At 53.9% G+C, this 12,020-nt stretch carries 15 protein-coding genes and 1 pseudogene; 5 read left to right on the top strand and 11 right to left on the bottom strand.

All coding sequences use genetic code 11. The annotated features are described in order from the left end of the window. From rplT to pyk, 4 genes and pseudogenes are all read right to left on the bottom strand, one after another. Positions 1-76: pseudogene (rplT, locus tag ACTF5M_RS10525) on the bottom strand (50S ribosomal protein L20); the annotation flags it as partial. A 14-nt stretch (positions 77-90) separates the two neighbouring features. Continuing rightward, complete coding sequence (gene rpmI / locus ACTF5M_RS10520; RefSeq protein ID WP_048598873.1) at positions 91-291, bottom strand: 50S ribosomal protein L35; 201 nt, start codon at positions 289-291, stop codon at positions 91-93. A gap of 121 nt (positions 292-412) precedes the next feature. Beyond that, positions 413-637, bottom strand: coding sequence for a hypothetical protein (locus ACTF5M_RS10515; RefSeq protein ID WP_438960948.1), 225 nt, complete (start codon positions 635-637; stop codon positions 413-415). 30 nt (positions 638-667) lie between these two features. Then, positions 668-2,116, bottom strand: a complete 1,449-nt coding sequence (gene pyk / locus ACTF5M_RS10510; RefSeq protein ID WP_438960947.1) for a pyruvate kinase — start codon at positions 2,114-2,116, stop codon at positions 668-670. A 127-nt stretch (positions 2,117-2,243) separates the two neighbouring features. Here pyk and ACTF5M_RS10505 point away from each other — a divergent pair, with 127 nt between their 5' ends. Together ACTF5M_RS10505 and ACTF5M_RS10500 are read left to right on the top strand one after the other, a co-directional pair. Continuing rightward, positions 2,244-2,984: an N-formylglutamate amidohydrolase gene (locus ACTF5M_RS10505; RefSeq protein ID WP_438960946.1), complete on the top strand. Its 741-nt coding sequence runs from the start codon at positions 2,244-2,246 to the stop codon at positions 2,982-2,984. 45 nt (positions 2,985-3,029) lie between these two features. After that, positions 3,030-3,323, top strand: coding sequence for a DUF1244 domain-containing protein (locus ACTF5M_RS10500; RefSeq protein WP_438960945.1), 294 nt, complete (start codon positions 3,030-3,032; stop codon positions 3,321-3,323). A gap of 78 nt (positions 3,324-3,401) precedes the next feature. Here the strand turns inward: ACTF5M_RS10500 and ACTF5M_RS10495 are convergent, their stop codons facing one another. Genes ACTF5M_RS10495 through dgcN form a run of 3 tightly spaced genes read right to left on the bottom strand, consistent with a single transcriptional unit; the run spans position 3,402 to position 6,237 of the window. Next, positions 3,402-4,256: a D-amino-acid transaminase gene (locus tag ACTF5M_RS10495; protein WP_438960944.1), complete on the bottom strand. Its 855-nt coding sequence runs from the start codon at positions 4,254-4,256 to the stop codon at positions 3,402-3,404. A gap of 20 nt (positions 4,257-4,276) precedes the next feature. Next, complete coding sequence (gene dgcA / locus ACTF5M_RS10490) at positions 4,277-5,239, bottom strand: N-acetyl-D-Glu racemase DgcA (RefSeq protein ID WP_438960943.1); 963 nt, start codon at positions 5,237-5,239, stop codon at positions 4,277-4,279. Beyond that, on the bottom strand, positions 5,236-6,237 hold the full coding sequence (dgcN, locus tag ACTF5M_RS10485) for an N-acetyltransferase DgcN (RefSeq protein ID WP_438960942.1): 1,002 nt from the start codon (positions 6,235-6,237) through the stop codon (positions 5,236-5,238). Before dgcN ends, dgcA begins: the two co-directional genes overlap by 4 nt. Before the next feature lie 212 nt (positions 6,238-6,449). Between dgcN and ACTF5M_RS10480 the strand changes: the two genes are divergently transcribed. Then, the gene (locus ACTF5M_RS10480) at positions 6,450-7,409 is read left to right on the top strand and encodes an L-malyl-CoA/beta-methylmalyl-CoA lyase (protein WP_438960941.1); all 960 of its coding nucleotides are present in this window, start codon (positions 6,450-6,452) and stop codon (positions 7,407-7,409) included. A 140-nt stretch (positions 7,410-7,549) separates the two neighbouring features. Further along, entirely contained in the window at positions 7,550-8,515 is a 966-nt protein-coding gene (locus tag ACTF5M_RS10475) for an acetyl-CoA carboxylase carboxyltransferase subunit alpha (protein ID WP_438960940.1), read from the top strand. Between the two features lie 64 nt (positions 8,516-8,579). Here the strand turns inward: ACTF5M_RS10475 and ACTF5M_RS10470 are convergent, their stop codons facing one another. The 3 genes from ACTF5M_RS10470 to ACTF5M_RS10460 are packed head-to-tail and all read right to left on the bottom strand — an operon-like array spanning position 8,580 to position 10,867. After that, positions 8,580-9,302, bottom strand: a complete 723-nt coding sequence (locus ACTF5M_RS10470; RefSeq protein ID WP_438960939.1) for a lysophospholipid acyltransferase family protein — start codon at positions 9,300-9,302, stop codon at positions 8,580-8,582. Further along, positions 9,303-10,199 (bottom strand): cell division protein FtsX, encoded by an 897-nt coding sequence (locus ACTF5M_RS10465; protein WP_438960938.1) that lies wholly within the window; start codon positions 10,197-10,199, stop codon positions 9,303-9,305. After that, positions 10,196-10,867: a cell division ATP-binding protein FtsE gene (locus ACTF5M_RS10460; protein ID WP_438960950.1), complete on the bottom strand. Its 672-nt coding sequence runs from the start codon at positions 10,865-10,867 to the stop codon at positions 10,196-10,198. The genes ACTF5M_RS10465 and ACTF5M_RS10460 overlap by 4 nt, the downstream gene beginning before the upstream one ends. A gap of 175 nt (positions 10,868-11,042) precedes the next feature. Between ACTF5M_RS10460 and ACTF5M_RS10455 the strand changes: the two genes are divergently transcribed. Further along, the gene (locus ACTF5M_RS10455) at positions 11,043-11,930 is read left to right on the top strand and encodes a zinc-ribbon domain-containing protein (protein WP_438960937.1); all 888 of its coding nucleotides are present in this window, start codon (positions 11,043-11,045) and stop codon (positions 11,928-11,930) included. A gap of 1 nt (position 11,931) precedes the next feature. Here ACTF5M_RS10455 and ACTF5M_RS10450 read toward each other — a convergent pair whose 3' ends face one another. Further along, positions 11,932-12,018, bottom strand: coding sequence for a DUF4175 family protein (locus ACTF5M_RS10450; protein ID WP_438960949.1), 87 nt, complete (start codon positions 12,016-12,018; stop codon positions 11,932-11,934). Positions 12,019-12,020: the final 2 nt, after the last annotated feature.

Genomic DNA, 12,020 nt, shown 5'->3' with positions numbered 1-12,020 from the left:
CGTAGTAGCCTTTCGCTGCATCAGTGACTTTTTTGTGACGGGCGTGGGTTGTGGTCCCACCTTTAACGCGTGCCATTGATCAGGACCTCCTTAGCGCGAATAGGGCATCATCGACTTGATGATTTTCTCATCAGGTGCCGAGAGCGTTGTGGTCCCGCGAGCATCGCGGAGGAATTTGTTTGTACGTTTGATCATACCGTGGCGTTTGCCGGCCTGACCTGCTTTGACACGGCCTTTAGCCGTGACCTTGAACCGCTTTTTGCAGCTCGACTTGGTCTTCATCTTAGGCATTTTCATCTCCTAACCGTAGAGTTTTCAAAACGACTCAGGCATGCCAATGAGCCCGCTGTCGTCGGTGGAACCGCTGCAGTAGGCTGCGGCGGCAAAAAGTGCAAGACAAAAGTCCTGCAAACTAGGGAAGAAGCTGACCAATCACCGCGATCATCACAGACGGAATTTCCGCAACTTCGTAGCCACCTGGCTTTGTGGTGACCGCATATGCCAACAGGCCACTCGAAATCAGAACAATAAGGGCATAAAGGCGCGGGCTGCGCCCTTCTGCATAAGCTGAAAACATCGACGGAACGGCCAGAACCGCAAACACCAGTCCCAGCACAAAATAAAAGTCGGTTTGCATACCCTACCCCTTAAACAAATACACTTGATATCATTCAGGGTCAGTGCGGAAAATCAACCTTTCTTCACATGGGGCGACGCGCAGAATGTTGGTTGTACCTGCTTGGTTGAACGGCACGCCTGCGGTGACAACAATCTGGTCCGTTTCAGTCACCATACCCAGCTTGCGCGCAGCGCGCGCAGCAGCAACCACTGCCATTTTGAAGCGCTCGACGTCTGGCGTCATAGTGCAGTTTGTCCCCCATGAAAGCGACAAACGCCGCGCTGTTTCACGCTGCGATGTCAGTGCGATGATCGGTACGCGCGGGCGCTCACGGGCTGTCAAAAGCGCTGTGGTGCCGGATTGCGTAAAACAACAAATCGCCTTCACATCGGTGGTTTCTGCAATTTCACGGGCAGCCGCAACAATACCATCAGCCACAGTAGTGCGTTTGGCAGAGCGTGTGTTCTCAATAATATCTGTATAGGTCGGATCGTTTTCGACCTCGACTGCCACGTTATTCATGGTGGTCACGGCTTCGATCGGGAAGTTACCTGCGGCGGATTCCGCTGACAGCATGATCGCGTCAGTGCCTTCATAAATTGCCGTCGCGACATCACTGACCTCGGCGCGCGTTGGCATTGGGCTTTCGATCATCGACTCGAGCATTTGAGTTGCAACAATAACCGGCTTGGCAGCAGCACGACACTTACGCACCAACTGTTTTTGAATTGGCGGCACGTTCTGGACGGGTAGCTCAACGCCCAAGTCGCCACGGGCCACCATGATACCGTCACTGACGCGCAGAATTTCGTCAAACGCTTGCACTGCCGCCGGTTTTTCGATTTTTGACAACACAGCCGCACGACCGTTGGCCAGCGCGCGCGCCTCATACACATCCTCGGGGCGTTGAACGAAAGACAGCGCAAGCCAATCCACACCAAGCTGGCAAACAAACTCAAGATCAGCACGGTCTTTTTCCGACAGCGCCTTCAGCGGCAACACCACGTCGGGTACGTTCACGCCTTTGCGATTCGAAATCACACCACCCGCAAGCACAGTGCAATCAGCAAAGTCTTTGCCACACGCATCAACGCGAAGCTTAATTTTACCGTCATTGACCAGCAAATGCGCACCAGCTTGCATCGCTTCAAAAATCTCTGGGTGCGGCAGGCGGACGCGTTTTGCGTCACCCTCAGCCTCATCAAGATCAAGACGGAACTGAGCACCCTCGATAAGGTCTTCGCCTTCTGGATTAGCAAACGTCCCCACCCGCAACTTTGGCCCCTGAAGATCAGCCAGAATCGCGATCGGGCTATCGAGGTCCTCTTCGACCTGCCGAATGATTTCGTGACGTGCGCGAATTTCGTCATGATCGCCGTGGCTCATGTTCAAACGGAACACATCAGCGCCCGCCTCGTGCAGCTTACGGATCATTTCATAGTCATTCGATGCAGGCCCAAGGGTCGCTACAATTTTTACGTTTCGCATACGTCGCATATCGTTATCCTTCGTTCGGCGCGCGGTGGCCGTCGTGACCTGTTATCGCTATCAGTTGAGGTCTATATGACCCAATTCCCAAACTATCACAACTGCCGTATGAGGGTTGCCAAGGAGTTTCACACGCATGTCACAATCAACCCCCTACAGCCCCGTTCATTCCGAAGGCGCAACGCGCGCAGGCCGCTGGCTTGTTACCTGCGATCACGCGACCAACCAAATCCCACCGTTCATCGAGGGCGGGACATTAGGCTTGGCGGCCGCAGATATGGAGCGCCACATCGCATATGATATCGGCGCGCTTGGGGTCAGCCGCGCACTTGCCGCGTATCTTGATAGCCCAGTGATATGGTCCGACTTTTCGCGGCTAGTAATTGATCCAAATCGTGGCGCGGATGATCCTACATTGGTAATGAAACTTTATGACGGCACGTTGATCCCAGCAAACCGCGAAGCGAAGGCAGCCGAGCGGATGGAGCTATGCTATACCCCCTATCATACCAAATATGCAGAACTGGCAGCGCGGCGCGAGGATACCGTGATCTGCGCCATTCACAGCTTTACACCGCAACTTAACGGCAGGCCAAAACGCCCGTGGGAGGTTGGTGTGCTCTATGAAAGCGACACGCGCCTGTCCGCGCCCACGCTCACCCATTTGCGAAACGCCGGCCTGTGCGTTGGCGATAACGAGCCATACGCGGGGCATTTACGCGGTGATGCTATTGATAGTCACGCACTTCAGCACGGTCGCCCTAACGTGCTGATCGAAATTCGCAATGACCTGATTGAAACCGAAGCGCAGCAAAAAGAATGGGCGCAACGCTTAGCCCCAATTCTTGAAGCCGCTCTTTCAGATGCCCAAGTCTGAAACAAACCCTAGCTACGAAGCACCCCTTTCCAAAGGACAATCATAATGGACGCACAGATTCAAATCGAACTTGAAGCAGCTGCCTTTCGCCGCCTTCAGAAACATCTGATGGAAGATCGCAAAGACGTTCAAAACATCGATATGATGAATTTGGCCGGTTTTTGCCGCAACTGCCTGAGCCGCTGGTACCAAGAAGCTGCCGCTGAGAAAGGTATTGAGCTCAGCAAGGAGGAGGCGCGTGAAAGCTTCTACGGCATGCCTTTCTCTGAATGGAAAGAAAAATACCAAACAGACGCCAGCGATGCCGCCAAAGAGGCATTCAAAGACAGTCACGGCTGAGCGTGGCAATCAATTTGTAGATAACAAAAAAAGGCAGGCCACGCTGGACCTGCCTTTTTTACTAGATTTAGACACGCATTAGACTGCGGCTTTGATACTTTCTTCGAGATAAATCTCACGAAGACGCTTGGTCAACGGACCTGGCTGACCCGACCCAATTGGCGTGTCATCAATTTGCACCACGGGCATCACAAAAGTGGTCGCAGACGTTATGAACGCTTCGTCCGCAGCCTTGGCTTCCTCCATCGTGAATGAACGTTCCTCAACGGTGATCTGTGCAACGCGCGCGAACTCAAGCACGGCTTTGCGTGTAATCCCATGAAGAATTTCATTGCCCAAATGACGCGTAATCAGAACGTTGTCTTTGATAATATACGCGTTGTTTGATGTGCCTTCGGTTACGAAACCATCTTGGACCATCCATGCATCATCAGCGCCCTGCGCTTTTGCAGCCATTTTGCCCATTGAAGGATAAAGAAGCTGAACAGTCTTGATGTCACGACGACCCCAGCGTTGATCCTCGATTGAAATGACTTTCATGCCTTTGTCGGCAACGGGGCTTTGCGCAAGGCCGGGCTTGTTCTGCGTGAACAGAACAATGGTAGGCTCTGCATCTTTTGGATAAGCAAAATCGCGATCGGCCGCACCGCGTGTAATCTGAAGGTATACAAGACCATCTGTGATCTCGTTGCGCTCAACCAATTGGCGGTGAATTTCCAGCAGCTCGTCTTTGGTGACCGGATGCGCCATCTCAAGTTCATTCAGTGACCGCTCAAGACGCACAGCGTGGCCGTCAAAATCAAGCAGCTTGCCACCAATGACAGAAGTGACCTCATAGACCCCATCAGCAAACAAGAAGCCGCGATCAAAGATCGAAACAGTAGCTTCGTTTTCCGGCAGATATTGGCCGTTCACATATACAGTGCGTGTCATATCAGTTTCTCTCTTTTTCCTTAGCCCCAGAGGGGTGCTGCAGGAGCGTGCACGCCCGCCGCATCGAATAACAATGGTGTCTCGCGGTCTTCCGCCAACAAAAGCGGCCCGTCAAGGTCCGTGAACTCTGCACCTTGGGCAACAATTGTCGCAGGGGCCATCGCAAGTGACGATCCAACCATGCACCCAACCATCACTTTAAATCCTGCCTTGCGCGCTGCGGCGTTCAGCGCCAGCGCCTCGGTTAAACCACCGGTTTTATCCAGCTTGATGTTCACCATATCGTATTTGCCCACCAACTTTGGCAAGCTGGCACGGTCATGGCACGCCTCATCCGCACACACTGGCAACGGGCGATCAATCTCGCCCAACATATCATCGGCACCTGCAGGAAGTGGCTGTTCAACCAGCTTCACGCCCAGACGGATCAAATGCGGTGCAAGCTCTGAGTACACCTCGGCAGACCAGCCTTCGTTAGCATCAATTATGATCGGCGTATCAGGCGCACCGGCGCGCACCGCTTCAAGACGCGGCATATCATCAGGTGTTCCAAGTTTGATCTTCAAAAGCGGTCGCGCGGCATTTTTGGCAGCCTGCGCACGCATATTTTCAGGCGTATCAAGCGATAGCGTGTAGGCTGTAATCTCGGGCTTGGGCGCGGCAACGCCGATCAAATCCCAAACCCGCAAGCCTTTAATCTTTGCCTCAAGGTCCCATAACGCACAATCAACCGCGTTCCGCGCAGCACCGGCAGGTAGCGCTGACTGCAGCGCAGCGCGATCAATGTCTACGGGAAGGCTGTTGATCTGATCGGTCACTGACTGCAGCGTTTCATCATAACGGGCATAGGGCACACATTCGCCCCAACCGGTAACACCATTTCGCGTTACTTTGACGGTAAGCACTTCAGCCGCGGTCCTTGAACCGCGGCTAATGGTAAAGACTTGCGCTAACTTGAACGTATCGGCGTGGACTTCGATCATAGCGCTTCCAGCGCATCGACTAGCTTTTCAGCACCAAAACGGTACGGATCAGTGGCTGGCAAACCCATGCGGTTTTCAATGTCAGCAAGATACGCTTTGGCTTCGTCTTCGCCCATGTGCTGGGTGTTCACGGACACGCCGATGACCTGACACGCAGGGTTGGCAACGCGGGCAAGTGGCAACGCCATGTCGCGCAGTTCTTCAAGAGTGGGCTGCTGATACTCAGGCAAACCGCGCATGTGATCGCGAGTTGGTTCATGAGCCAAAACAATCGCATCAGGCTGACCACCGTGGATCAAGGCCATCGTCACGCCGGAATAAGAAACGTGGAACAAGCTGCCCTGCCCTTCAATGTGATCCCAGTGATCTGCATCATTGTCAGGTGTCAGATACTCAACAGAGCCCGCCATGAAATCAGCAACCACAGCATCAAGCGGCACGCCACCACCGGTGATCAGAATACCCGTCTGACCTGTGGGGCGGAACGTCGACTTCATGCCACGCTTGCGCATTTCCGCATCCATGCACAGACCGGTGTACATCTTGCCCACAGAGCAATCTGTGCCAACAGCCAGACAACGCTTTCCTGTGCGCTTTTTGCCGTTAGCTATCGGGTAAGCAACAGACGGGATACGTACATCAAACAACGTACGGCCATTCACGCGGGCGGCGGCCATCAACTCGTCTTCATCACGCAGCAAATTATGCAGACCCGACGCGATATCATAACCAAGCTGCAACGCTTTCACGAGGATCTCTTTCCAAGCGTCAGAAATTACACCGCCACGGTTTGCCACACCAATCACGAGCGTTTTCGCACCAGCAGCCAAACCTTCTTCAAGTGTCATGTCAGGCAGGCCAACATCAGTACCACAGCCTTCCATACGGTACTGACCAACCGAGTTTTCAGGGCGCCAATCAGCAATACCGCGCGCCACTTTTGCTGCAAGTTGATCAGGGGCATCGCCTAGGAACAGAAGGTAAGGTGTCTGAATCATTTTAGAATCTCCATTTTCCTCACATATCCACGGTTTGACGCAAGATATTCTCCCTAAATCGACGAATTTTCGCATTAATGCGCAAGAATATTCGAAGAATTTCCCAAAATATGAAAATGCTGCACATGCAAAACAGTCCTTGCAGGTACGCAGGCAACAATGTATCGAATTATGATAAATATACGCAACTTCATTACGCACGAGGCCGCCACATGTCTTTCACCCTGCAACCCAGCCCTGCCGCCCGCCCGAACCGCTGCCAATTGTTTGGACCCGGCTCAAACACCAAGCTGTTTGAAAAAATGGCGGCTTCTGCAGCAGATGTGATCAACCTTGATCTTGAGGACTCAGTTGCCCCAACAGACAAAGATATTGCCCGCAAAAATGTCATCGAAGCGATCAATGACGTGGACTGGAACACAAAGACACTGAGCGTCCGAATTAACTCACTCGATACCCCGTATTGGTACCGCGATGTGGTAGATCTGCTTGAGCAAGCCGGCGACCGCCTTGATCAAATCATGATCCCCAAAGTTGGCTGCGCCGCTGATATCTACGCAGTTGATGCGCTTGTCACAGCAGTGGAAGCCTCGAAAGGCCGCAGTAAGCGGATCGCATTGGAAGTCATCATCGAAAGTGCTGCAGGCATTGCACATGTCGAAGAAATCGCTGCCGCCTCTCCCCGTCTCGAAGCGATGAGCCTTGGTGCGGCTGATTTTGCGGCAAGCATGGGCATGCAAACAACTGGCATCGGTGGCACCCAAGAAAACTATTACATGTTGCGCGGCGAAACACAGCATTGGTCAGATCCTTGGCACTGGGCACAGGCAGCAATTGTTGCGGCATGCCGTACACACGGCGCTCTGCCCGTGGACGGCCCTTTTGGCGATTTCAGTGATGACGCAGGCTATGTTGCACAAGCCAAACGCAGCGCAACTTTGGGTATGGTTGGCAAATGGGCCATCCACCCCAAGCAAATCGCATTGGCCAACCAAGTGTTCACCCCCTCAGACGAGGCAGTCGCGGAAGCAAGCGAAATTCTGGCCGCGATGGAACAAGCTAAAGCCAACGGTGAAGGTGCCACAGTTTATAAAGGCCGGCTGGTCGATATCGCCTCGATCAAACAGGCCGAGGTCATCGTAAAGCAATCCGAAATGATCAGCGGCGCTTAAGCGCGCCCACGGCACTGAGAAAACCTAAACGGCGGGCCACGATGGCCCCCGTTTCTATTGTGCTGATTTCTGATCCGCAGTTGCATCATGCGCGCCTTGACGCCATACAACCAAGCAACAGGCAGATAAAGCGGTAGACCATGACACATTACCTCGATTTTGAAAAACCCCTCGCCGAGATTGAGGGAAAAGCTGAAGAGCTTCGCGCAATGGCACGCGGCAATGAGGAAATGGACATCTCTAAAGAGGCCGCTGCGCTGGATAAAAAAGCAGCAGATATGCTGGTTGATCTGTACAAAAATAATCTCACTCCGTGGCGTAAATGCCAGATCGCGCGTCACCCAGAGCGGCCTCACTGCAAAGACTACATTGAGGCGCTGTTTACAGAATACACCCCGCTTGCTGGTGACCGTGCGTTTGGGGAAGACGATGCAGTTATGGGCGGCCTTGCACGCTTCAACGACGCGCCAGTTGTCGTGATCGGCCACGAAAAGGGCTATGATACCAAAACGCGGCTCGAGCGTAATTTTGGCATGGCGCGTCCTGAAGGCTACCGCAAAGCGGTTCGGTTGATGGATATGGCGGATCGATTTGGCCTGCCTGTTATCACGCTTGTGGACACCCCCGGCGCCTACCCCGGCAAAGGCGCTGAAGAACGCGGGCAAAGCGAGGCAATTGCGCGCTCAACTCAAAAATGCCTTCAGCTACGCGTGCCACTGGTATCTGTTGTCATCGGTGAGGGGGGCTCGGGCGGGGCAGTTGCATTTGCTACGGCCAACCGCCTAATTATGCTTGAGCACTCTGTTTATTCGGTCATTTCACCCGAGGGCTGCGCATCGATCCTTTGGAAAGACGCGGAAAAAATGCGCGAAGCCGCAGAAGCACTGCGTTTGACCGCGCAAGATCTGACAAAGCTCGGGATTTGCGACAGCATCATCAAAGAAGCACTTGGCGGCGCCCACCGAAATATTGATGATACAATTGCCGATGTTGGCAAAGGCATCAGCGAAATGCTGGCAACGCTTGGCAAGATGAGCCCTGATGAGCTGCTCAAAGAACGCCGTCAGAAGTTCTTGGACTTAGGCAGCAAGGGCCTTGCGGCTTAACTGACCCACCTGTCACAGACCGCATTCAGCACCACGCGGCTTCCACCCTGGAACTTAATGTGAATTACTGAGGTCGCTCGAAGCCGGCCTCATCCAAAAGTGCATCTGATGCGCCTTCAATGTCTGACTGCAGACGGTTGCGGAAATCATCAAGGGGCAGACCTGCAGGTATGACGGGCAAAAACTCAACAACTGCCGTACCTGGTTTGCGCATAATGCCCGTGCGCGGCCAAAACACACCAACGTTGGTCGCCACCGGAACACAAGGCTGTTGCAATTGGTCATAAATTACGGCCGTGCCCACTTTATAGGGCTTCTCAACACCCGGTGCGACGCGCGTTCCTTGGGGGTAAATAATCAGCTGACCGGGGTGTTTCACACCTGCCTGCACGTCAGTCTTCATCTTCTCGACTGCTTGCATTTTCTTGCCACGATCAACAGCAATGCAATCCAGTCGCCACGCATAAAGCCCAATAACAGGCGTATAAAGAATTTCCTTTTTCATGATGAAACGCGCAGAGGGACAAGCTGTAAAGATCATCATAATGTCGAGGAACGACTGGTGCTTGGCAGCGACAATCACCTCGCCAGAGGGGGGTGTGCCACGCACCTCGACTTTCAGACCCACCATCGGACGGGCAAGAAAGAACACGATACGCGAGAAAGACTTGCACGCTGATAGCGCACCGCGGCGATCAAAAATCGCCCACGGCATCCACAGCAAACCAACGATCGGCATTAGAAAATAAATAAGGCCAACAAAAACAAGCGAGCGTAAATATTGCATTTAGCGAAGTCCTGACAAAGTACGAAGGGCCGCCGCGCGTGTTGCTGCAAAAGCCACAATAGCCCCAAGCGGCGGAATAAGAACGGGCGACAGCCAACCAAGCCCCTCAAAACCGAGACCGGTCAGAAAGCCACCTTCGGCCCCGTTCGGCAGCAAGATAACCGCCACGATACCGGCGGCTGTACCTGCCGCGGCGCCGATCAAACCGCGCAAGGTAAAGCGACGCACAAACGCCCCGGCAATGAATGTATCGCGTGCACCAACAAGCCGCAGGACGCGAATTACCTGAGCGTTCGCAGCCAAAGCCGCATTAGCCGCCAGTGTAATCATCGCAGCAGTTGTAGTCCCAATAAGCCCAAGCGCAATCCACCCCAGCATCCGCAAAGCCCGTGCAGCATCAACCAACGGCGCACGCCAACGGCTATGATCGTCCAGCACGGCCCCCGGCGCCTCGGCTGCTAAACGCAAGCGCAGACCCCCGGCATCAAGACCTTCTGGACCCTGCACAACATCAATCAAACGGGGCAGCGGCAACTCTTCGAGAGGCACATCAGGCCCAAACCACGGTGCAAGGAGTGCGCGCTGTTCATCTGGCTCAAGTGCGCGCGCCGAGGCGACACCTGCGGTTTGGTCCAGCACTTTCAATACGGCCGACGTTTGCGCCTCAACCTGATCGGCGGGAGCAGATATCCGGATGGTAACGCTGCTGTTCAATTCGGCTTCCCAACGGTCCGCCAAGCGTCCCGTTGTAACGGACAAAGCCAAAGCAAACACAGCCAAAAACGCCATTGCGCCGGCGGCAAAAACCGTAAGACGCGCAGTAAATCCGGTGGGCGGTACAACCGTGTCCGAGGCTTTGTTGGGCGCAATCATAAGGCGCAATGTATCAGCTATCATAGCTCAGCCCCCGCAGATTGAAGGCGTTTGTTAGATATCCGCAAAATGCGCGTTGAGACTTGTGGTTTCGCGGCACGAATGAGCGCAATATCGTGGGTCGCCACCATGACCGTTTTGCCCATTTTGTTTAGCTCGACCAACAACTGCAGCACCCGTTGAGACATATCCCAATCAACATTGCCCGTAGGCTCGTCGGCCAGAATCACATCAGGTGACAAAATAACTGCGCGCGCGAGTGCTGCGCGTTGCCTCTCCCCGCCTGATAGTTCGGGTGGAAATGCGTGCATCCGATCACTCAGGCCAACCCATGCAAGTAAATCATGCAGGTCAGAGCCCACAGGCTTCCCCAGAACCATCAACGGAAGGGCCACATTATCTGCGATGCTCAGATGATCCAAAAATTGACAGTCTTGATGCACCACCCCAATGCGCGTGCGCACATCTGCAACCGCATTGCGGTCCATTACACGCGGGTCCTGACCAAAAAGTGTCACTGCGCCACCCGTCGCTTGCAGCTCTGCGTACATCAGCTTTAGCAACGTTGACTTACCAGCACCTGAAGGCCCCGTCAGAAAGTGAAAAGAGCCGGGTGCAACCTGCAAAGTCATGCCCTGCAACAACGGCTCACCACCGCGGTAGGAGTAGCTTGTATCGCGTAATTCAATCACTGCCCGTTTATCCTTCACGCGTATTCGCCGCATTGCACGCCTTCATGCAGCAACATTTGGAATGTTTCAATCACAGCGCCTGTGTTTTGATTGTCTGGTTGATATTGTTGCTTATTTATGGACAATTAGCGATCAAGAACAGGCGACACGTCTGTTAAATGGTAAGGTAGGCAAGATGCGGCTGATTTGTCCGAACTGTGATGCGACATATGAGGTTCCCGACGACGTGATCCCTGATGAGGGCCGCGATGTGCAGTGCTCAAGTTGCAACGTGACCTGGTTTCAGGCGCCGGCCAAAATCGCCGCAGACGTAGCACTTGATGACACTCTGACGGCATCAATGGCTGAGACTGTTCTGGATGACATCGCAACCGAGGGCGCAGAAGACACAACGCCGTGGGTCCGCGGCCAACAAGCAGACGGCGGCCCACGCAGCACCATGACTCCGGAGGTCGAAAACATCCTGCGGCAAGAAGCCGAGTTTGACAAAAAGCAACGGACCACACCCACGTCCCCACTTGAGACGCAAACTGAACTTGGGCTTGAGGACAGCGCCGCACAGATAACAACACGCCAGAACCAAGAAAGCAGCGCCGTAGATCGTCTGTCACGATTGCGCGGAATTGAGGCCGAGGAAATTGCCGCGGTGACAAATGCGCCCAAAGCGCCATCGTCGGCACCGCGCCGAGAATTGCTGACAGATGTTGAGGAAATCAACTCAACGCTCAGCACGAAACAAGCAGCATCTGCGCAAGACACGACCCTTCAAGAACGCGCAGATCGCAAGCAGTTCAGGACCGGCTTTTTCGGCATGCTAAGCATCACGGCGGCAGCACTTGCTCTTTATGTCTATGCGCCCCAAGCCAAAGACGCCCTGCCACAAATTGAGCAGCCAATAGATGGCTACGTGACCTTTGTAGATACGGCTCGCGAAAAGCTGGATGAGGGCCTAAATGCGTTTTCCCAAACCGCCAACTCTTGGATGGAAAAGGCGACTATTTCAGTGAACGGGGCGGCTATGCGGGATACACCAGCCTTACCTGCAGAGCCTGACGCAGGTTAACTCAACACCCTTCAAGCAGACGCTTTAGGTACTCAAGCTCAAGTTCAGGGCGCTCCGCATCGCCCGAACGACGACGGATTTCATCCAACA

This window comes from Nereida sp., from assembly GCF_965655635.1.
Lineage (GTDB): Bacteria > Pseudomonadota > Alphaproteobacteria > Rhodobacterales > Rhodobacteraceae > Nereida.
This window is presented reverse-complemented; position numbering and strand designations above follow the sequence as displayed.